Genomic DNA, 21,378 nt, shown 5'->3' on the forward strand with positions numbered 1-21,378 from the left:
TGAAATGGCCAGGCTGATTGTCCGGATTGGCTATCCGGCCCGGGCGGCGTTGCGCGCGCGCATGTGTTCGAGGACATGCCGGCCGGACCCCTCGACATGGCGCGAAATGAGTTCGGCCGCCGCGTCGGCGTTTCCCGCCTTGACATGCGCGATGAGCTCGCGGTGCTCGCGGATGATCGCGGCGCGCCGGGCCAGCGTGAAATTGAAACGCCGGCTGACCGCTCGCAGCACCTCGCGATGCTTCCACCAAAGCTCGGCGGCATGGCGATTGTAGTGCCGCTGGTACATCACGGTGTGGAAGGCCGTATCCAGCTCGCTGTGCCTGAACGTGTCGGAGAAATTGTTCTCTTCGATCAGGCCCTGGAGACGTTCGAGCTCGGCGATGTCCTCGTCGGTCGCCATGCCGACAAACCAGCGCGTCAGGGCGGGCTCGATCAAAACGCCGATCTCGTAGATGTCGCGGACGAAATCCTGATCAATGGGCCGCACGCGCGCCCCGCGATTGGGGAGAAAGGTGACGAAGCCTTCTCCGCGCAGGAGTTGCAGGGCCTCGCGCACGGGATTGGTCGAGGTGCCGTGACGCCGGGCGAGATCGGCGACCACAAGCCGTTCGTTGGCCGCCAGCCGTCCTTCGATAATGTCTTCCCTGATCTGCTCATAAAGCGAGGCGCCCTCGCTCGAGGCTCCGAGGGCGTCGATCCCCTCGGGCGGCTCCGCTTTGAAATTCTTCGTTTCGGCCAAGGCAGTCCCCCAAGTCAATACACACACTGCCCTATATCACGCTCATCTTTGACAAAACAATGTACGATTTCGTGCGTTGACAGACAATCTGTGATCTGAAAACGTATAAAATGCTCGAAGGGATACACAGAAACATGTCCCGCGGATGGAAAGAGCAAGGACCGCTTACCTAATCGCAGAGCGGCACGGGAGAGAAACAAGGAGGAGACCTATGACGAGGAGTACGCTCGGCGGTGCCGTTCTGCGCGGCACTGTCTCCACTGCTTTAATGGCATCTTTGATGTCGGCGCCGGCGCTTGCCGCGCCGCCGGTCGACCTGAGCAAGTGGTCGCCTGAATATGTGCGCTCGATTGCCGGCACGCAGGATTTCGACACGGCGGCCGATTGCGGCAAGGTCACCCCGCTCGACTACAAGGGGCGACTGACATTTTGGTATCAGGGGGTGTTCGAGGGCGATCCCGATCTCCTGCGCCAATACTACAAGGATTTCTTCGAGACCTTCCGCAAGACCTATCCAAACATCCAGCTCGAGGAACAGGCCCTCACCTACAACGACCTGCTCGACAAGTTCCGCACCGCGCTGCTCGGCAATGCGGCGCCGATGGCGGTCCGCCTGCAAATTCTCGGCGGCACCGAGTTCGCTTCGAAAGGCTATCTGCAGCCGCTCAAGCCAGAAGATGTCGGCTATTCGACCGAGGATTTCTGGCCGGGCGCCATGAAGGCCGTGACCTGGGACGGCGTGACCTATGGCATTCCGACCAACAACGAGACGATGGCGTTCATCTGGAACGCCGACGTCTTCAAGCGGGCGGGGCTCGATCCGAACAAGCCGCCGGCAACCTGGGACGACGTCGTCAAATATTCCAAGCAGATCCACGATAAGCTTGGCATTGCCGGTTACGGCCTGGTGGCGCGCAAGAATGCCGGCAACACGCCCTACCGCTTCATGCCGCAGCTGTGGGCCTATGGCGGCGGTGTCTTCGACGAAGCGGCAGCGAACCCCACCTACAAGGATATCGAGCTCAACAGCGCGCAGAGCAAGGCGGCGCTGCAGGCCTCATACGACATGTATGTTCGCGACAAGTCGGTGCCGGTTTCGGCGCTCACCAACCAGCAGGCCGACAACCAGCCTCTGTTCCTTGCCGGCCAGCTCGGCATGATGATCTCGCATCCGTCCGACTACAACGTCATGCTCGACCTGCAGAAGAAGGCGACGGGAACCGACAAGGACAAGGCGCAGACCGTCATCGACAACATGCGCTACGGCCTGATCCCGACCGGCCCCGACGGCAAGCGCGCCGTCGTGTTCGGCGGCTCGAACATTCACATCCTGAAGCCTGAATATGTCGAGGGCGGCAAGGTGGACGAGCCGGCGGCAAAGGCCATCATCTGCATGTGGACGAGCCCAGAATGGTCGCTGAAGATGGCCTATGCCGGCTCGAACCCGGGCAATCTCAACGGCTTCAAGACCAAATGGATGAAGGAACGCCTGGACAGCATCAAGTTCCTCGATGTCACGACCTCGATGCTGCCATATGGCATCCCCTTCCCGGCGCTGCCGCAGTCGCCCGAGATCATGAATATCATCGTCCCGGACATGATGCAGAACGCCCTTACCGGAGCGATGACCGTTGACCAGGCGGCGGACGACGCTGCCAAGAAGGTGAAAGATCTGATGGGCGGCGGTCTTTAGTGCAGGCTTGAGCTGCGATCCGACCGGCTGCGCCTAGATCGCGCAGCCGGTTCTTCCCGAAACAAGGGCACACCAAAGTGACGATCGTGACCGGCAACGAGGCTCGCCGAAGAGCGCAACCCGCTGGCTCCAGTGTGCCGCGCAAGATTTGGGAGCATCGCGCCGACTACGCCTATGTGCTCCCCGCGATAGCCGTGATGCTCATCGTCATCGCTTATCCGATCTACTACACGATCGAGCTGTCCTTCTTCAACACGCCGCCCGGCCTGCAGCTGCGCGACAAGATCTTCGTCGGCTTCAACAACTACACGGCGATCCTGACCAGCGACGTCTTCTGGCAGGTCACGTTCAACACCTTGATCTGGACGATAGGATCCACCTTGATCTCGTTTGTCCTGGGCTTTGCCGCCGCGCTGGCGCTCCACCGCGACTTCATCGGCCGGGGTATCCTGCGGGCGATCCTGATCATTCCCTGGGTCATCAGCGCGGTCGCGGCCTCCTACATCTGGAAATGGATCTACCATTCGGATTTCGGCATCATCGGCGCGGTGCTGGTCGAGCTCGGCTTGACCAGCCGGCCGCCCAATTTCATCGACAACGTCTCAACGGTGCTGCCCTCGCTGATCGTCGTCAACATCTGGCGCGAGTTTCCGTTCGCCATGATCATGATGATGGCCGGCCTGCAGACTGTTCCCGAACAGTTGTTGCGTGCCGCCAAAGTCGACGGGGCGAATGCATGGCAGCGCTTCTGGCATGTCACCTTCCCGCATTTGAGGAATGTCTCGACGGTGACGATCCTGCTCTTGGCGGTCGCCAACTTCAATTCCTTCATCATCCCCTGGATAATGACCGGCGGCGGCCCGTCCAACGCGTCGCATATCTGGATCACCCACATCTATGAGCTGGCCTTCGGCCGACAGCGTTGGGGCGTGGCGTCGGCCTATTCCGTGCTGCTTTTCCTGATCCTGATGACGCTCGGCTATTTCTATGTCCGCGCGCTGAGCGGCAACGAGCGGAAGGAAGGGAACGCATGAGCATCGCTGCCGAGACAGCCCCTCGCGGCCAGCCCCGTCGCGGCCGGCGCATCGACGGATGGCGGTGGGGCGGGCGCATCTTCCTCGTCTTCATGCTGCTCTACACCGCGCTACCGATGGTCTGGATGCTGAGCACCTCGATCAAGTCCGGCTTCGCGGCGATGCAGTTCCCGCCGCAATTGTGGCCCGACCAACCGACTCTGGCTGCCTACCAGAAGCTGCTCGATCCGCAGAACAGCGTCGGCCAGGACTTTCTACGCTTCTTCTGGAACAGCCTTATCGTCTCCACCGCCACGACCGTCCTTTCGGTGATCGTGGCGGTACCCGCCGCCTACGCGTTTTCGCGCTTCAGGTTCCCTGGGCGGAACTTCCTGTTCTTCGCGGTGCTGCTGCGCAACATGTTTCCGGCGGTGATCTTCCTGGTGCCGCTCTTCATCCTGATGCGCGCGATTGGACTGGTGAACACGCATGGATCGCTTGTGCTGACCTATCTCACTTTCGGCCTGCCGCTAGCGATCTGGCTCCTCAAGGGATTCTACGACAACATTCCGGTGCAGCTCGAGCAGGCGGCGCGCATCGATGGCGCGACGCGGTTCCAGGCCTTCGTCCTGATCGTGATGCCGCTCTCTACGCCGGGCATCATCGCCACGGCGATCTATTCCTTCATCGGCGCGTGGAACGAGTACATCTACGCCTACACCTTCCTCTCCAAGAACGAACAGCTGACGCTGCCCGTCGGCATCCAGCGCTTCTTCTCCGAGAATACGACCGACTTTCCCGGCCTGATGGCCGCCAGCTTCATGATGAGCGTGCCCGTCGTGGTGCTGTTCCTCCTCCTGCAACGATACTTCGTGCGCGCCCTGACCGAGGGCGCGGTCAAGCACTAGGAGCTGCCCATGGCCCATGTGGTCCTCAAAGATCTCGTCAAGACCTATGGCAGCTTCAAAGCCGTCAACGAGGTTTCGCTGACTGTGAATGACGGCGAGTTCGTCGCGCTGGTCGGCCCCTCCGGCTGCGGCAAGACGACTACGCTCAATCTCGTCGCGGGCCTGACCTCGGTCACATCGGGCGACATCTTCATCGGCGACCAGGTGGTGAACGACCTCGACCCCAAGGACCGCGATATTGCAATGGTGTTCCAGAACTACGCGCTCTATCCGCAGAAGTCGGTCTATATGAACCTCGCCTTCCCGCTGCAGATGCGCAAGCTGCGCAAGGACGAGATCGACAGGAAGGTCAAGGACGCGGCCCGCGTGCTCGACATGACCCATTTGCTCGAGCGCAAGCCGCGCGAACTCTCAGGCGGGCAGCAGCAGCGCGTCGCCCTCGGCCGCGCCCTTGTGCGCGACCCTGCAGTGTTCCTGATGGACGAGCCGCTTTCTAACCTTGACGCCAAACTGCGCGTGCAGATGCGCTCGGAGATCAAGCGCTTTCATCAGGATCTCAAGGCGACGATCATCTATGTCACGCATGACCAGCTCGAAGCCGTGACCATGGCTGACAAGATGGCGGTGATGAACGGCGGCTACCTGCAGCAATACGATACGCCGGCACAGGTCTTCGCCCATCCGGTGAACATGTTCGTCGCCAGCTTCGTCGGCAGCCCGGCCATGAGCCTTATTCCGCTCGAGGCATCGACGGCAAACGGCAACACCGTCTTGACCAGCGCCGAGGGCTGGAGCCTTGCGCTGTCGCCACGCAACATGCGCAAGGTCGAGAGCGCGAGCACCAGGAAGATCGTGCTCGGCGCCCGGCATTCGACGATCAAGCTCCACAAGAGCGCGGTGCCAGGCAGCGTCCCGGCCAAGGCCTACACGGTGGAACCGACCGGAGATGTCACCTTCGTGCAGGCGTTTCTTTCGGGCGCCATCGTCAACATCAGCGTGTCCCCCGACGTCGCCGTCAAACCCGATGAACAGATCTGGCTCGAATTCGACCAGGAGCGCGTGCATCTGTTCGACAGCGAAACCGAAATGGCCCTCAAGGCTGAATGAAACAAATGCATGGGAAGCGTGGGCGGCTTGAATGACTGCGAAGCTTAAGATCATCGCGATCGAGCCGTATCCGGTTTGGGTCGGGACTCGTAACCAGATGCTCGTCAAAGTCGAGACCGACCAGGGGATTTTCGGCTGGGGCGAAAGCGGCTTGAGCGGCCGCGAGAAGGCGGTGGCCGGAGCGGTCGAGCACTATCGCGAGTTTCTCATCGGCCGCGACGCCATGCAGATCGGCCGGATCTGGCAGGAGCTTTATCGCAGCCAGTATTTCGAGGGCGGTCGGGTGCTGCAGGCGGCGATCTCCGCCATCGACATCGCCCTTCACGACATCAAAGGCAAGGCGTTGGGCGTGCCGGTCTACGAGCTGCTCGGCGGCAAGCAGCGCGACCGCATTCCCACCTTCGCCTCGACCGGAGACGAGGCCGAGGGCGATGCCGCCATTGAACGGGCCAAGGAACTCTGCGCACAAGGGTGGCAGGCGATCCGCTTCTTTCCCGCCGGGCAAAGCAGCAAGGACATTTTTGAGCCGCGCCAGTCGATCGGCCCTACGGCGACCATGCTGAACAAGGCGCGCGAGGCGCTAGGCTGCGAAGTTGTGCTCGGCATCGACTATCATCATCGGCTATCGGTGGCCGAGGCGGCGAGCTTCTGCAACAAGCTCGGTCGCGGCGTGCTCGATTTCCTCGAGGAGCCGATCCGCGACGAGACACCGGAGGCTTATGAGAGCCTGCGTAGGATGACCGACATTCCCTTCGCCATCGGCGAGGAATTTGCCAGCAAGTGGCAGTTCCTGCCCTACGTCGAGCGTGGCATCCATCAGTTCAACCGGCTCGACGTCTGCAATGTCGGCGGGCTCACCGAGGCGATGAAGGTCTCCGGCTGGAGCGAGGCGCATTATGTCGACCTGATGCCGCACAATCCGCTGGGTCCGGTGTGCACGGCCGCGACCATCCATCTCGGCGCGGCAGTGCCCAACTTTGCCTGGCTCGAGACCAGAGCGCCAGAAAGGAAGCTGGGCTTCGACAATTCAGACTTCTTCCCTGTCCAGCCAAGGCTTGACGGCACCGATTACCCGGTCGGCGATCTGCCGGGGCTCGGCGTCGAGGTCAACGAGGCGGCGATCCAGGCGCAGAGTTTTCGCTTCTGGGAAGCGCCGCATCTCAAGCGCCGCGACGGTTCCGTCACCAACTGGTAGTTCCATCTCATTCGGAGTCCGACAATGACGCATACCCCCGACATTCCGCGGCCGCCCAGGGACCTGATCGACGCGCTGAAGGAGATCGGCGCCGCGACGGTTGCCGGCACGCTCGGTCATATGGGCTTTCGCAGTCCGCATATGGTCGGTCCGGTGGCGCAGAACCATGGCAAGTCGATCGTCGGACCGGCGTTGACGCTGCAGTTCCTGCCGCAACGGCCGGACCTCTTCAACGAAGGCGAGTATGCCGATCCGGAAACGCAACTGCATCGCCACGTGCTCTACCACGCGCAGGAGGGCGACGTGGTCGTGGTGGACGCGCGCGGCGACATGAGATCGGGCGTCTTCGGCGATATGATGTCGACCTATTTCAAGGGCAGAGGCGGCGCCGGCATCGTCATCGACGGATGCATGCGCGACCGGCCCAATGTCGAGAAGCTCGATCTGCCTCTATGGCTGCGTGGCTGGACGCCCAACTATCATGTGCAGACCAGCATCTATCCCAATGCCGTCAACGTTCCGATCGCCTGCGGCGGGGTCACCGTCATCCCCGGCGACATCATCGTCGCCGACGATGATGGGGCCGTGGTGGTCCCCGTGTCGATGGCCCGTATGGTAATTGACGAGGCGCAGAAGCATCACGACTGGGAAGAGTTCTCACGAGAGAAGCTCATGCAGGGCGCACCGCTACAACGCTACTATCCTCTGCACGATGACGCCCGTGGAGAGTACGAGGAGTGGCGCAAGACAAGGCCTTAGCGGGTGCAGGGCAGCGCACACAGTTATGCGCAACCATCCGTTCGTCCCATCCTCACAAGCGAGCGCATAAGCGTTTCCTTCGCCGATGACAGATGAGCATTCGCGGCCAGTTCCACGCCGACGGGGTCATGACTTAACAGCGCGTCGATATAGGCCAGATGTTCGATCAGCGCTGCGTGGTTGCGCTGCTTTTCGTCACGTTTGTTCCATTGGTAGTGGTAATGGAAAATGAAGGTGATGATATCGTAGAAGTCGTTGATGAAGCGATTTGGGGAAGCTTCGTTGATCAGCCGGTGAAACCGGTTGTCGAGGCTGGAAAAATCGTGGAATCGGTGCTCTATCTCCTCAAGCAGATCGAGATGCGCACGTTTCAGCGCCTCCAGCTTAGGCCAAAGCGGTGATTGGTCCGGCTGCTTGGCGAACAGCCGCGCCGATCGCAACTCGAACATCACCCGTATCTCGAAAAGCTCAAGCGCGAAATCCTCCGTGAACCCCTCGAAGATCCAACCGGAGTTCGGCCGCTTCTCAAGCAGGCCGAACCGGCTGAAGCGGATCAGGAACTCACGAATTCCGTTTGTAGCAACGCCGAACTGACGCGCCAGATCGAGCTCGTTGATCAATGTTCCCGGTTTGGTGTCGCCGCGCAGCATCCATTCCATGAACTGCTGCTCGACATGCAGATTGCGCGGCAGCGTCTCTATGTCGGGAAAGTAGTCGACCGGGTTGATTTGCCGGTCCCCGACGCGACGCCTGTCGGTAGTGATGACGCCGCGGTGAACAAGCTCCGCCAGCACCTTGCGTATCGTGGTGCGGCTCACTCCCAGTCTTCGCCTGACCTCGTTCTCCGAGGGTAGCGCATCTTTGATATCGCCTCGGACCATGAGATCGAGCGTGCGATTGAAGGCTTTTTTGAAGACTGTGTCGGTTTTCATAAGGCCAATCCTCCCCAGGCTTGTCCTTTCTAGTGAATTTTTATCCATAAAAAACAACTTGACGCAGAGGCGAAGAATATTGATTTTTATCGATAAGAGGAAGAGAAAAATACAGTAACGAACATATAGACTGGCGAGTACATCACTCCCAGATCGGGGAATTATTTGCCTGAAGCGATGGAAACCACAAGAAGAACCGGGATTAATATTGCGCAATCCTTCCCCTCTGCGCGAGCGAATACGTTATCATTATTCTTAAAAGTATTGAATTTTGGTCCATCCCTGATCCTTTTTCTGCTCATAATTGTTTTAAGCCTGACGTCTTCCTACTTTCTTACTCCGCGTAACGTTAGCAACATACTCGCGCAGACGGCCGTGATCTCCGTCGTCGCCATGGGGCAACAGCTGGTGATACTGACGCGCGGCATCGACCTCTCCGTCGGTTCGAACCTGGCGCTGGCGTCGGTTCTGGGGGCCTTGTCATTTCATGCGGGAGCACCGGCGCCTCTGGTGATCGCGGTGATGATTGCATCCGGCGCCGCCGTTGGGGCGATCAATGGCGGCTTTTACGTCTTCGGCCGGTTGCCGCACCCTTTCATCATCACGCTTGCTACCTTGAGCATCGCCAAGGGACTGGCGCTGCAGCTTGCCGACGGCCGCGCCATTCCAGGCATGCCGCCGGCGATCAGCGCGCTCGGCACGGATGCGCTTGGCGGGTTGCCGGGCTCGGTGTTCGTCGTGCTCGCGGTAGCGGCAGTCTTCTTCGTGGTTACGAGGACGATGGTCTGGGGCCGCTGGATCTACGCCGTGGGCGGCCGGCCCGATGCCGCTCTGCGCATGGGCATACCGGTGTCGTGGGTGCTGGTTTCTACCTATGTCGTGTCAGGCACCTGCGCCGGCATCGGCGCGGTAATTCTGGCCGGCAGGACCGACGCCGGCTCGCCGCTATTCGGCAATCTGCTCGAGCTTGACACGATCGCAGCGGTCATCATCGGCGGCGCGAGCTTTCTCGGCGGCCGCGGACATCTGGGCAACGCGCTGATCGGCGCTCTGATGATCGGCGTCATCCGCAACGCGCTCAACCTGCTCAACGTCAACATCTTCTTCCAACTCATCGTTATTGGCGTCGTGATCGTGATCGCGGTCGAAGGCGACGTCCTTCGCAATCACCTAGAGGGGCGCGTGCGGGTGCTTCAGGCGGGGAAAGAGCCATGAGCGCGAGCATCTCCGCTTCCCATGGCGACGCCGGCGAAGCCGATCGACCGGTGCTTACCATCACCGGCGCGACCAAGCGGTTCGGCCCCGTCCTGGCGCTCAGCGAGATCGACATCGCGGTGCGGCGCGGAGAAATCCTGTGCCTTCTTGGCGACAACGGCGCCGGAAAGTCCACGCTCATCAAATGCATCAGCGGCGTGCATCGCCTGGACTCCGGAACAATCGTGATCGACGGGCAGACCACCGCAATCCGATCGCCGGCGGAAGCGCGTTCGGCCGGCATCGAGACGGTCTATCAGGACCTTGCCCTTTTCGACAATCTGACGCCGGCACAGAATTTCTTTGCCGGTCGCGAGATAGCAGGACCGAAGTGGCTTCCGCGTGGACTGCGCTTCCTCAGGCAACGACAAATGGATTGCGAGGCGGCATCCCTGCTTGCCGGCCTCAAGGTGACACTGCCTCGAAACGACGCCGTCGTGGCGATGATGTCGGGCGGACAGAGGCAGGCCATCGCCGTTGCGCGATCAACGGTTTTCGCGCGCAAGGTGGTCATCCTCGACGAGCCCACCGCAGCGCTGGGTCTGCGGGAATCCCGGCAGGTTCTGGATCTGGTGGCGAGGCTCCGGGATCAGGGCAACGCAGTCATCCTGATTACGCACAATATGGAACATGTCATTGAGCTCGCGAATCGTGCCGTCGTGCTGCGGCAGGGCCGCAAGGTTGGCGAACTCATCCCCACTGCGCACAACAAGCAGCAACTCGTCGCCATGATCGTCGGAGCATGACGACACGGATTTGGCGGCTGCGCGTCAGTCGGCAAAGCAGGGTCACCTTCCTCTGGAAGGAGCCCAAGAAAAGGGAGGAAATAGACATGCACTGGCAGGCAAGACTTTTCGCAGGACTGGCGATCGCAATGGCTTTCGCCGCACCTTCCCACGCAGCCGATAAGATCAAGATCGGCCTGATCACAAAATTCCCCGTTCCGTTCTATTCGACGATGGAGGAAGCGGCCAAGAAATATGCAGCCGCCCATCCCGAGGTCGAGCTGGTGACCGGACAGGGACAATCGGCGACGGATATCGAAGGGCAGATCGCCCTGATCGAATCGATGGTCACGCAAGGCGTCAAGGGCCTCGCCATCACGCCTGTCGATCCGACCGTGGCGCCAGCGCTCGACAAGGCTGTGGCTGCAGGCATCAAGGTGGTGCTGGTCGATAACAGCATACCGAACTGGAAGGGCTCGAGCGCGCTTGTTTCCACCAACAACCTCAATGGCGGAAAGATCGCGGGCGAATATCTTAAAACCGTTCTCAAGCCCGGCGACAAGATCGGCATCCTGCAGGGCGTGCCGGGGGTTCCCGCACTCGACGACCGCGTAACCGGCATGATGCAGGGCCTGGGCGACCTCAAGGTGGAGGTGGTCGGCAAGGGAGCGACCAACTGCACCCTTGAACTGGGAACTTCGGTCGCCGAGGACATCCTCACAGCCAACCCCGACCTGAAAGCGATCTACGCCGCTTGCGGACCGCCCATCCCGGGCGCGGCGAAAGCGATTGCCAATGCCGGGATTGCCAACGACAAATTCATCCTCGTCGGCTTCGATGCCTGCTGTGGTGAGATCGAAGCAATCAAGTCGGGAGCTGAAGACGCCAGCGTCGCCCAATTCCCCGCCAAGATGGGCGAACTCGGCATCGACACTGCCCTCAAGGCAGTGCGTGGCGAGCATGTCGAAGCAAACGTCGACACCGGCGCCGGTCTCGTGACGCTCGCGAACGTCAAGGACTTCGAATAGTCGAACATCGCCCGGCGGCTTCGATTGCCGCCGGGCGTTTCACCCAATACTGCCGATTGAGTTCGTCCCTGATCGGTGTCACCGCACCCGTCGTCGCTGGGGCGCGCGCGCGCAACTGCAAGAGGAGTTTGTGGCCAATGAAAGCGGCAGTTTGTCTTGCACCCGGCAGGCTTGTTCTCGAAGAACTGCCTCTGCCCGGTCCGCCGCCACCCGGCTGGGCCTTGCTCGGCGTGAGCCATGTCGGCATCTGCGGAACCGACTATCACATCTTCGATGGCAAGCATCCATTCTTGGAATACCCTCGCGTGATGGGCCACGAGTTTTCCGGCGTCATCATGGCGGCCGGCGAAGGCGTCGAATTTGCAGCCGGCCAGCCGGTCATCGTCAACCCCTATTTGTCCTGCGGCCGCTGCATAGCCTGCCGTGAGTGCAAGCCGAACTGCTGCGTGGCTATCGAGGTTCTTGGCGTCCACCGCGACGGGGCCATGTGCGAGCAGATTCTGGTTCCCGCCAGCAACCTCTACCCCATTCATGGACTGTCCTTGCGCGACGCCGCGGCCGTCGAATTCCTTGCCATAGGCGCACATGCCGTGCGCCGCTCCATGGCCGGCAAGGGAAAGCGGAGCCTGGTCATCGGTGCGGGACCTATCGGCCTCGGCACCGCGCTGTTTGCCCGGATAGCAGGCCAGGATGTCGCGCTCCTTGACGTCGACCGCGAAAGACTGGACTTCGCCGCGCGCTCTCTCGGACTTGCCGTCATCGACGGCTCTTCGAAAGAAGTCGCTGAGGCATTGCGGATCCGCTCGAGCGGCGAGAACTTCGACGTCGTCTTCGACGCCACCGGAAACAGGGCGTCCATCCAGGCCGCCTTCGCGCATGTCGCGCATGGCGGCGCGCTGGTCATGGTCAGTGTCGTAAAGGACGACATCACCTTCTCGGATCCCGAATTTCACAAGCGCGAGATGACGCTGATCGGCAGCCGCAACGCCGTCAACGCCGATTTCGATCAAGTCGTCGCGTCGATCAGGGACGGCGCCATACCGATCACGAAGTTGGTGACGCACAGCACGACGCTCGCCCGCAGTCCACGTGACATCGCCCACTGGTCACGCGAGAAGACCGGCTTAATCAAAGCCGTCATCGAAATCCAAAGGCACGCCTGATGAGTGGGATGCAGGCGACCATTCCAGTCGTCAGCGACGCTCTCCGCCCGGCGATTTGGATCGAAGGCGAAGAGCGTCTCGATGCGATAGGACTGTACCTGGATTGGTGAGCGGCAAGAATTAGGCTCGCTCCAGGTACTCGCCGCCTCCTTTCTAGCCGTGCCGGATTTCCGTGCCGAGCACTTTCAGGCACTCCCGGATGAATGCGGCAAGGGCCGTCCAGCCTTTCGCCGACACCATCGTGCCGTCGACATAGGCCTCCGTCGGCGACAGGTCGATATAGGTGCCGCCCGCCAGCGTCACTTCCGGCTCACAAGCGCCCAGCGCACCGACCTTCTTGCCGCGCACCACGCCGTCCACGGCTACCAGAATCTGCACGCCGTGGCAGATCGTGAAGATCGGCTTCTTGGTCTCGTGGAAATGGCGCACCATCGCCTGGATGCGCTTGTCGGTGCGGATGTATTCCGGTCCGCGGCCGCCGGCGCAATAGACGGCGTCGTACTGGTCGAGCTGCTTCTCCGCATCGGCGAACGTCTTGTTGATCAGGGCGTAGTGACCGAGCTTCTCGGTGTAGGTCTGGTCGCCCTCGAAGTCGTGTAGCGAGGTTTTGATCACGTCGCCGGCATTCTTGTCGGGGCAGACCACATGGACGGTGTGGCCGACGGCCTCCATCGCCTGCTGATAGACAAAGATCTCGTATTCCTCGGTGAACTCACCGGTCAGCATTAGTATTTTCTTGGCTGGCATGACTTGTCCTTTCGATTGAGATGGCGAGGCGTGAGCACGCCTCGCCAGTTGTTTCGATGGCGGTTCTCAGAACGGAGAATCGGGGAAGTAGTATTCCTTGGCGTTGGCCTGTGTGATCAGCGGCGCGTCGAGCTTGACGTGGCCGCGGACAGGCGCCTGGCCAATCAGGTTCGCCACCGTCATGTAGATGGCGGTCTTGATCATCGAAGGCGGGTAAGGCGTCTCGACCGGCGTCATGGCGTCGCCGTCGATCACCTTCTTGACGATGTCCTTCATGCCGTTGCCACCGAGCGCCAGCTTGATGTCGGTGCGGCCCGACTGCTTGACCGCCTCGAGCACACCAAGAAGCATGTCGTCGTCATTGGCCCAGACAGCATCGATGTGCGGATACTTGGCGAGGTAATCCTGCATCAGCTTGAAAGCCTCATCGCTGTTCCAATGGGCGTACTGGATGTCCAGTACCTTGATGCCGGTGCCCTTGATCGTGTCCTGGAAGCCCTTGATGCGCTCATCGTCGATCACGGTCGGAATGCCGCGCAGCACGACAACGTCGCCCTTGCCGCCAAGCTTGTCGATCATGAACTTCGCCGTGTTGGCGCCAACCGCGATGTTGTCGCCGGCGAGGTAGAGATCCTGGACGGAGGCATCAGTCAGACCGCGATCGACGACGGTGATGAAGGTGCCCATGTCCTTGATGGCTTTGACCGGCTGTGTCAGTTCCTCGGAGGTGTAAGGCAGGATGACCAGAGCATCGAGCTTGCGGCTCGCCGAAAGGTCCTCCAGCGCGCTGACCTGATCGGCCGCGGACGGGGACGTCTTCACCACCACCTCGACATCGGGGAAGGCAGCGTTGATCTCCTTGGCGGCGGCCTGGGCGTGATAGACCACGCCAGCCGTCCAGCCGTGGTCTGCCGCCGGGATCGACACGGCGACCACCTTTTTGTCTGCCGCCAGCGCCTGGCCGGCGACCATCAAGCCGCCGACGGCCACAGCCGCAACCCATTTTCTATTAAACATTACAACCTCCCAGGGATGAGGACCAATCAAGCACAGGCGCCCGCCCGGTCCAGAGACGAGCTATTTCGAGAAGCGCTGCACGAGCATGGCGATGATGATGATCACGCCCTGCACAGCGGCGACGAGGTATTCGGAGACGAAGTCCGACAGCACCATCAAATTGGCGATAAGTTCGAGGATCACCGCGCCGGCAATCGTGCCCCAGATGCGCCCTTTGCCGCCGCGCAGCGCGGTTCCGCCGATGACGACGGCGGTGATGACCTGCAATTCCCAAAGCTGTCCTGTCGTGACCGTGGCGGCGCCGAGCCGGGGTACGTAGCAGATGGCCGCAATGGCGACGCACGCTCCCTGAATGACATAGGCGATGGTGCGCGTCTTGATGACGGAAATGCCCGAGTAGCGCGCCACGTCCTCGTTGGCGCCGACGGCGGCGCATTTGCGCCCGTATTTGGTCTTGTAGAGAACGAAGGCGCCAAGCACTGCGACGACGGCGGAAATCAGAATTGGGATGGGAACACCGCCCAGGGTTCCGAAGTAAACCGGCCGGTATGCTTCGCGCAGCGACTTGTCGATGGGGATCGTGCCGCCATTGGTCAGATAGGTGATCAGCGCCCGGAATATGCCCATGGTGCCGAGCGTGGCGATGAACGGCTCGATCTTTCCCACCGTAACGATCAGGCCGTTCGCCAGGCCGCACAACAACCCGGCGAGAACCGCGATGGCCATGCCGGCCGGAATCGCCCAGAGGCCGAGGGTTGGCGCCATCACATTCATGAACATGATGGTGATGCCGGCAATGAAGGCCACCATCGAGCCCACGGACAGGTCCAGGCCACCCGACGAGATCACGAACGTGGCGCCGACGGCGATGATGGCGACATAGGCACTGCGCGTGATCACATTGCTGAGGTTCGTCGCGGAGAGGAAGTCCTGATTGATCAGGAAGCCCAGAACCAGCAGCGCCCCAAGTGCGAGGAACGGACCCGCATCGGCCCATGAGAACTGGTAGCGCCGTTCGCTGCGCGGCGCCGTGGACTGGGTAAGCGCTGTCACTTTGTTCCTCCTTCGGCGAGCTGCGCCCGCTCGCTGGTCGCGAGCAGCGCGATGTTGCTCTCGGTCATCGTTTCGCCCGAGACTTCGCCGCTGATCCTGCCTTCCCGCATGACGATGATGCGGTCGCAAATGCCCACAAGCTCCTGCATCTCCGAAGAGATGACGATGCAGGCTTTTCCCTGCTTCACGAGATCCTGGATAAAGCCGTAGATCTGCGCCTTGTTTGCGATGTCGATGCCGCGGGTCGGCTCGTCGATGATGACGACGCTCGGAGCGGTCAGAAGCACCTTGGCAAGCAGCAGTTTCTGCTGGTTGCCACCGGATAGCTGACCGGCCTTGGCGGCAAGGCTCTTCAGCCTGATGTCAAAGCTGGAGACCGCCCGCGTCAGGGCATCGGCTTCGCGAGCGCGCTTCAGAACCAGGCCGGGATGGAAGCTGGCGAGCGCTGACAAAGTGAGGTTCGGCCCAAGTCGTTCCTGCAGAAGCAGGCCTTTGCCCTTGCGGTCCTCGGTCAGGTAACCGATGCCCGCGTCCATCGCTTCGCGCTGGGAGTGAACCCGCATCGGAACCCCGTTGAGTTCGATCGTTGCCATTCCCGGCCGGAGGCCCAGAATCCCCTCGAACAGTTCCGTTCGTCCGGCACCGATCATCCCGGCGAAGCCGAGAATCTCGCCTTTGTGCACGGTGAACGACACATCCTGGACAAAGCCCGGAACCACGGCGTTGAGGACGCTCAGCATCGGCTCGCTTGTGCGCGTCGCCTGCTTTTGAGGGTAAAGTGCGTTGAGCTCTCGCCCCACCATCAGCCGCGCCATGTCGATCTGGCTCAGCGTGTGGCCCGGATGGGTGCCAACCATCTTGCCGTCACGCAGCACGGTGACCTTATCCGCCAGCCGCTGCACCTCGTCGAGCCGATGGCTGATGTAGAGGACCGCGATGCCACGTGCCTTGAGTTCGAAGATGATGGCGAGCAGCCGCTCGACCTCGCCACCTGTGAGCACCGCCGTCGGCTCGTCGAAGATGACAACGCGGTGTTCGTCTAGCAGCGCCCGGGCTATCTGCACCATTTGGCGATCGGCCAGCGAAATGTCGCGTATCAGAGAAGTGGCCGGCACCTCGCAACCCAGTTCCGCAAGCTTTGCCGCAGCAACCAGGCGCATGCGGGCATCATCTACGATGCCGCCCTTTGTGAGTTCGCGACCGAGAAATAGATTGTCGGTGACGGTCAGCGCATCGGCCAGCAGGATTTCCTGGTGAACCAAGGCAATACCGGCGGCCTGGGCCTGATCCGGCCTGGCGAACCGCACCTGATGTCCGGCCATGGCCAACGTGCCTTCAGTCGGCTCGATATAGCCGGAAAGCAGCCGCATGAAAGTCGACTTGCCGGCTCCGTTCTCGCCTATGATCGCATGGATTTCGCCGGGCAGAATGTCGAGCGTGACATCCGACAATACGGTTACCGTACCGTATCGCTTGGAAACGCCTTCGGCCCGAAGCACGGGGGTGGCCGGCGCAACACCGCGTTCTCTGTCAATGCGAGCGACGATGGACATGGAAATCTTTACTCGAAGGCAGGCAGGAGCCGGTCCCGCGAATTCTCAATGTGCACTTGCATCGCCTTATCGGCGGCGTGCGCGTCGCCGGCAACGAAAGCGGCGAGGATTGCCTCGTGCTCGTCCAGCGCTTCTTCGGTGACCCGCGAGTGATACATCAGGCGGAAGATGTGGAAGTGCGTATGCTGATGGTTCAGCGTCTCGCGGATGAGCTCGTTCTGCGCGAACTCCATGATCTTGTCGTGAAAGATCGCGTCCTGTCGCGCGAAGTTGGAATAGCGAAGGCGCTCGTCTTTGCCCACGCCCCGCGCCATCACGCCGGCTGCTTCACGAAGGGTCGCAAGACGCTCTTCATCCAGCACCGCCGTGGCCTTCGCGGCGGCGGCCGGCTCCAACAAAAGGCGCAATTCATAAAGTTCGTCGAAGCGACGTCGCGTGATCTGCGGTGCTGCCCGGTAGCCGATCAGATGAGTCTTCACCACCAACCCTTCACCCTCCAGCCGGCCGAGGGCTTCGCGGATGGGCGTGTGCGAGACATCGAATTCGCGAACCAGATTGTCTACTGTTATGCGCGAACCAGGTGGAATCTTCAGAGACATCAACTGCGCGAAGATCGCCTCGTACACATCGCCAGCCAGACTGTTGGCACGCTGGATGCGGCCGCTAGGGCGGGCTTCGTTGTCCAAGGTCAGATCGGGGTCTTGCATCTTTTTGCCTCTTGACAGGAGCAAGCCCTAACACGATGCTCCGGCGAATTCAATACTATATCCTATACGATTTTATAGAGGATACGAACGAACTGGCCTAGGACATCCCAGGCCGTGCTCGAACACAACCCGCACTAGCAAATCGATGAGAGATCTCTACCCATGACCCTGTTTGCAGCCGCGCGCCTGCCGCGTGAAATTCTTTTCGGCAAGGGCCAGCGCCACGCGCTGCCTGCCATCGCGGCCCGATATGGCCGGCGTGCCTTCATCTGCACCGACGAGCGCCTCACCAAGACCTCGGAGTTCATCGAAATCCTAAATGGACTGAAAGCTGCCCAGGTCGAAACGCTCGTCTACGACCGAACCTTGCCCGATGTGCCCCGCGAGAGTGTCGGCGCCTGCGTCGCTGAAGCGCAGAGTTTCAAGCCTGATATGGTGATCGGGATCGGAGGCGGCAGTTGCCTCGATATGGCCAAATGCGCCGGGCTGCTGCTCACCCATGGCGGCAGGCTCCAGGACTATTATGGTGAGTTCAAGGTGCCCGGCCCTACCCTTCCTCTCATCGCGGTGCCGACCACCGCCGGCACGGGCTCCGAGGTAACCCCCGTCGCCGTCATCTCCGACCCGGAACGGACGCTCAAGGTCGGAATCTCCAGCCCGCATCTCATCGCCGCGGTTGCGCTATGCGACCCTGATTTGACGGCGACATGCCCGCCCTCCCTGACGGCTATCGCCGGCGCCGACGCGCTGACGCACGCGATCGAAGCCTTCACGGCGGCAAAACGCGGTGCCGATGCCGATCTGCCGCAACGCCATGTCTTTGTCGGCAAGAGCGCACTGACCGATCATTTCGCGCTGCTTGCCATCAGGCATTTGGGCCGCAGCCTCGAAACAGCCTATCGCGACGGGTCGAACGAGCAGGCGCGCGCCGATGTCATGATGGGCGCGCTGGCCGCGGGCTGCGCATTTGGAACCGCGGGAACAGCGGCTGCCCATGCCGTGCAATATCCTGTCGGCGCGCTCACGCACACACCGCATGGCGCGGGCGTCGCAACGATGCTGCCTTACGTGATGCGCTACAACTTGCCCTCGGCAACGCCGGAGATTGCCGAGATCGGGATCGCTCTTGGCCTGCCGCAACAGGACCGTTCCACCGATCAACTGGCAGATGCGACCATCAGGGAAGTCGCGAGGCTGTTCAACGCGATCGGCATCACGCGGACGCTGGCAGACCTCGGCCTTCCCGAGGACAGGATCGACTGGACGGCGGAACAGGCGCTCGGAATCGACCGCTTGATCAAGAACAATCCCCGGCAATTCGACCTGCCCGCGATGCAGCGTCTGGTGAGAGCTGCCTATGGCGGCGATACGTCCGTGTGACGATGTGAGGGTGGAGCCCAAGCCCATGAACATTTCGATAGACCTATTCGACCAGGATTCCGACATGACTGAATATGCCGCGTTTTCGCATGGACTCTATATCGGCGGACAATGGCACCCGTCCTCCGACGGCCGCGTCATCGAAGTGATCGACCCATCGACCGAGGCGGTGATCGCCGCCGTTCCCGACGCCACGCTCGCCGATGCTGCAGCCGCGGTCGAGGCGGCAGCGTCGGCGGCGACAGGATGGCGCGAGACCCCGCCGCGCAGGCGATCCGAGATCCTGCGGCGCTGCTTCGAGTTGATGACCGAGCGAGCAGAGACACTGGCAGCGTTGATTTCCCTTGAGAACGGCAAGGCGCTCCGCGATGCGCGCGGCGAAGTCGCCTATGCGGCCGAGTTCTTCCGCTGGAACGCGGAGGAAGCGGTTCGCATCAGCGGCGAGTTTGGCACTGCGCCGTCCGGAACAAACCGGATCGTGGTCGACTATCAGCCGATCGGCATCTGCGTTTTGATAACGCCGTGGAATTTCCCCGCTGCAATGGCGACGCGCAAGATCGCGCCTGCGCTCGCTGCCGGCTGCACAGTGATCCTGAAGCCCGCCAGCGAAACGCCGCTGACTGCCTATGCGCTTGCCGCCCTCTATGACGAAGCGGGTGTGCCGCCTGGCGTCGTCAACGTCATCACCACCTCAAGCCCCGGGCCGGTGACAGCAGCCATGCTGGCCGATGCGCGCGTGCGCAAGCTCTCCTTCACCGGCTCGACCGGCGTTGGCCGCATGCTTCTTGCCGAGGCGGCGAAACACGTCATCTCCTGTTCGATGGAGCTTGGCGGCAACGCGCCTTTCATCGTCTTCGACGACGCCGATCTGGAAGCGGCGCTCGACGGCGCCATGGTTGCGAAGATGCGCAACGCCGGCGAGGCCTGCACGGCCGCCAATCGGCTCTACGCGCAGGCGGGCATCCACGATCAGTTCGTTGAGGGCCTGCGTAAACGTATGGCCGCGCTCACTGTCGGCCCAGGCACGGACAGTGAGACCGAATGCGGACCGATGATCACTAGCAAGGCCGTGGCCAAGATCGATCGGCTTGTGCAGGACGCGGTTGCCCGTGGCGCGAAGGTTCTGTGCGGCGGCGCCATAGCCGACGGCAGAGGATTTTTCTATCCGCCGACGGTGCTGAGCGACGTACCGACCGACGCCGACATGGCGCATGAGGAGATATTCGGCCCCGTGGCACCTGTGAGCCGATTCGTACATGAGGCTGAGATCATCGCAACGGCGAACGATACCGAATATGGCCTTGCCGCGTACATCTACACGCGCGACCTTGCAAAGGGCATGCGCGTGGCGTCCAAGGTCGAATCCGGCATGATCGCGCTGAATCGAGGCTTGATGTCGGACCCCGCCGCACCTTTCGGCGGGGTCAAGCAGAGCGGGCTTGGGCGTGAGGGCGGCCAGAAGCACGGCATAGCCGAGTTCATGGAGGCGAAATACATCGCCGTGAAGATCTGATGAGAGAGATGGAAAAAGACCCATTCCGCACGCGCGACCACGTGCCCGAATTCGATGACATTGTGGCCGAGATCCGCCGCAGAAGCGCTGAGACTAGGGAGAGAATTGCGATGATCGCCGACGTCTCCTATGGGCTGGACCACACCGAAACCCTCGACCTGTTTTTCCCTCAAGGCAAACGCAATCGCCTGCCGGTGCACGTCTTCATTCACGGCGGCTACTGGCGCATGTTCTCAAGGAAGGATTATTCCTATGTCGCCGAGACTGTGACCAAGGCAGGAGCGATTGCGGTCATCCTGGGCTACGCGCTGATGCCGGCGGTGAGGATGGCTGCCATCGTCGACCAGATACGCCGCGCCAGGCTTTGGGTTGATCAACACATTGCGAGCCACGGCGGCGATCCCGGCATGTTGACCGTCAGCGGCCATTCAGCCGGCGCGCATCTCGCGACGATGCTTTTCGACGATAGGAGCCGACCATCAGGCATCAAGGGAGCGCTCCTGCTCGGCGGCATTTACGATCTGAGGCCGTTGCAGACATCGTTTCTAGCTCCAGAGATCGCGATCACCGACGAAGAGGTGGAGCGGTTCTCCCCGATCAATCACAGCTTCGATCCAACGGTGCATGTCGAGCTTGCGGTCGGGGCCGAGGAAACGCCACCCTTTCACGACCAAGCTGCAAGTTTCGCAGACAGACTCGAACAACAGGGGCTCGTCGTCTCTCGCACCAACCTCGCGGCGACCAACCACATGAGCAGCGTCCGTGACCTCGGGTTGGTCGGCACCGAAGCAGAGGCGTTGCTGTCTAGCCTGCATGGTATCGGCAGGGTTTAGACGAGCCGTTGATGCCGCAGCCTTCGGGAATGATCTGGGCTGATCCTAAGGCCGGCA

20 protein-coding genes are annotated in these 21,378 nt (G+C 61.4%); 13 read left to right on the top strand and 7 right to left on the bottom strand.

Annotated elements, in window-relative coordinates:
• Positions 1–30: 30 nt before the first annotated feature.
• A complete protein-coding gene (locus tag FJ988_RS07285; RefSeq protein ID WP_140816066.1) occupies positions 31–741 on the bottom strand; it encodes a GntR family transcriptional regulator in 711 nt (236 codons plus the stop codon).
• Between the two features lie 211 nt (positions 742–952).
• Here FJ988_RS07285 and FJ988_RS07290 point away from each other — a divergent pair, with 211 nt between their 5' ends.
• The 6 genes from FJ988_RS07290 (at position 953) to FJ988_RS07315 (ending at position 7,416) form a co-directional block, all read left to right on the top strand.
• Positions 953–2,434, top strand: coding sequence for a sugar ABC transporter substrate-binding protein (locus tag FJ988_RS07290; protein WP_140816067.1), 1,482 nt, complete (start codon positions 953–955; stop codon positions 2,432–2,434).
• A 77-nt stretch (positions 2,435–2,511) separates the two neighbouring features.
• The gene (locus FJ988_RS07295) at positions 2,512–3,468 is read left to right on the top strand and encodes a carbohydrate ABC transporter permease (RefSeq protein WP_140816068.1); all 957 of its coding nucleotides are present in this window, start codon (positions 2,512–2,514) and stop codon (positions 3,466–3,468) included.
• A complete protein-coding gene (locus FJ988_RS07300; RefSeq protein WP_140816069.1) occupies positions 3,465–4,355 on the top strand; it encodes a carbohydrate ABC transporter permease in 891 nt (296 codons plus the stop codon). The genes FJ988_RS07295 and FJ988_RS07300 overlap by 4 nt, the downstream gene beginning before the upstream one ends.
• A 9-nt stretch (positions 4,356–4,364) precedes the next feature.
• Positions 4,365–5,462 (top strand): ABC transporter ATP-binding protein, encoded by a 1,098-nt coding sequence (locus FJ988_RS07305; RefSeq protein WP_140816070.1) that lies wholly within the window; start codon positions 4,365–4,367, stop codon positions 5,460–5,462.
• 31 nt (positions 5,463–5,493) lie between these two features.
• The gene (locus tag FJ988_RS07310) at positions 5,494–6,657 is read left to right on the top strand and encodes a mandelate racemase/muconate lactonizing enzyme family protein (protein WP_140816071.1); all 1,164 of its coding nucleotides are present in this window, start codon (positions 5,494–5,496) and stop codon (positions 6,655–6,657) included.
• A gap of 24 nt (positions 6,658–6,681) precedes the next feature.
• Positions 6,682–7,416, top strand: a complete 735-nt coding sequence (locus tag FJ988_RS07315) for a ribonuclease activity regulator RraA (RefSeq protein WP_140816072.1) — start codon at positions 6,682–6,684, stop codon at positions 7,414–7,416.
• 23 nt (positions 7,417–7,439) lie between these two features.
• On the opposite strand, the gene FJ988_RS07320 is transcribed toward FJ988_RS07315, so the two are convergent.
• The gene (locus FJ988_RS07320; protein WP_140816073.1) at positions 7,440–8,348 is read right to left on the bottom strand and encodes a GntR family transcriptional regulator; all 909 of its coding nucleotides are present in this window, start codon (positions 8,346–8,348) and stop codon (positions 7,440–7,442) included.
• A 282-nt stretch (positions 8,349–8,630) separates the two neighbouring features.
• Between FJ988_RS07320 and FJ988_RS07325 the strand changes: the two genes are divergently transcribed.
• The 4 genes from FJ988_RS07325 to FJ988_RS07340 all read left to right on the top strand — a co-directional run bounded on the left by FJ988_RS07325 (position 8,631) and on the right by FJ988_RS07340 (position 12,518).
• The gene (locus tag FJ988_RS07325; RefSeq protein WP_348644304.1) at positions 8,631–9,563 is read left to right on the top strand and encodes an ABC transporter permease; all 933 of its coding nucleotides are present in this window, start codon (positions 8,631–8,633) and stop codon (positions 9,561–9,563) included.
• Positions 9,560–10,348, top strand: a complete 789-nt coding sequence (locus FJ988_RS07330) for an ATP-binding cassette domain-containing protein (protein WP_140816074.1) — start codon at positions 9,560–9,562, stop codon at positions 10,346–10,348. Before FJ988_RS07325 ends, FJ988_RS07330 begins: the two co-directional genes overlap by 4 nt.
• 128 nt (positions 10,349–10,476) lie before the next feature.
• Positions 10,477–11,355: a sugar ABC transporter substrate-binding protein gene (locus FJ988_RS07335; protein WP_140816075.1), complete on the top strand. Its 879-nt coding sequence runs from the start codon at positions 10,477–10,479 to the stop codon at positions 11,353–11,355.
• Positions 11,356–11,492: 137 nt separating this feature from the next.
• A complete protein-coding gene (locus tag FJ988_RS07340) occupies positions 11,493–12,518 on the top strand; it encodes a zinc-binding alcohol dehydrogenase family protein (protein WP_140816076.1) in 1,026 nt (341 codons plus the stop codon).
• Positions 12,519–12,671: 153 nt separating this feature from the next.
• Here FJ988_RS07340 and FJ988_RS07345 read toward each other — a convergent pair whose 3' ends face one another.
• The 5 genes from FJ988_RS07345 to FJ988_RS07365 form a co-directional block, all read right to left on the bottom strand.
• Complete coding sequence (locus FJ988_RS07345; protein ID WP_140816077.1) at positions 12,672–13,265, bottom strand: DJ-1/PfpI family protein; 594 nt, start codon at positions 13,263–13,265, stop codon at positions 12,672–12,674.
• Positions 13,266–13,331: 66 nt separating this feature from the next.
• The gene (locus FJ988_RS07350) at positions 13,332–14,282 is read right to left on the bottom strand and encodes a substrate-binding domain-containing protein (protein ID WP_140816078.1); all 951 of its coding nucleotides are present in this window, start codon (positions 14,280–14,282) and stop codon (positions 13,332–13,334) included.
• Between the two features lie 60 nt (positions 14,283–14,342).
• Positions 14,343–15,335, bottom strand: coding sequence for an ABC transporter permease (locus FJ988_RS07355; protein WP_140816079.1), 993 nt, complete (start codon positions 15,333–15,335; stop codon positions 14,343–14,345).
• Complete coding sequence (locus tag FJ988_RS07360) at positions 15,332–16,888, bottom strand: sugar ABC transporter ATP-binding protein (RefSeq protein ID WP_140816080.1); 1,557 nt, start codon at positions 16,886–16,888, stop codon at positions 15,332–15,334. Before FJ988_RS07360 ends, FJ988_RS07355 begins: the two co-directional genes overlap by 4 nt.
• An 8-nt stretch (positions 16,889–16,896) precedes the next feature.
• Positions 16,897–17,595: a GntR family transcriptional regulator gene (locus tag FJ988_RS07365; RefSeq protein ID WP_140816081.1), complete on the bottom strand. Its 699-nt coding sequence runs from the start codon at positions 17,593–17,595 to the stop codon at positions 16,897–16,899.
• 162 nt (positions 17,596–17,757) lie between these two features.
• Between FJ988_RS07365 and FJ988_RS07370 the strand changes: the two genes are divergently transcribed.
• From FJ988_RS07370 to FJ988_RS07380, 3 genes are read left to right on the top strand one after another with little or no spacing between them, the layout of a single operon-like run.
• Positions 17,758–18,975, top strand: a complete 1,218-nt coding sequence (locus tag FJ988_RS07370) for an iron-containing alcohol dehydrogenase (protein WP_140816082.1) — start codon at positions 17,758–17,760, stop codon at positions 18,973–18,975.
• Positions 18,976–19,000: 25 nt separating this feature from the next.
• The gene (locus tag FJ988_RS07375; protein WP_140816083.1) at positions 19,001–20,488 is read left to right on the top strand and encodes an NAD-dependent succinate-semialdehyde dehydrogenase; all 1,488 of its coding nucleotides are present in this window, start codon (positions 19,001–19,003) and stop codon (positions 20,486–20,488) included.
• On the top strand, positions 20,488–21,321 hold the full coding sequence (locus FJ988_RS07380; protein WP_348644302.1) for an alpha/beta hydrolase: 834 nt from the start codon (positions 20,488–20,490) through the stop codon (positions 21,319–21,321). Before FJ988_RS07375 ends, FJ988_RS07380 begins: the two co-directional genes overlap by 1 nt.
• Positions 21,322–21,378: the final 57 nt, after the last annotated feature.

Origin of the sequence: Mesorhizobium sp. CU3, from assembly GCF_006442965.1 — a bacterium.
In the GTDB taxonomy this organism is placed as follows: Bacteria; Pseudomonadota; Alphaproteobacteria; order Rhizobiales; family Rhizobiaceae; genus Mesorhizobium.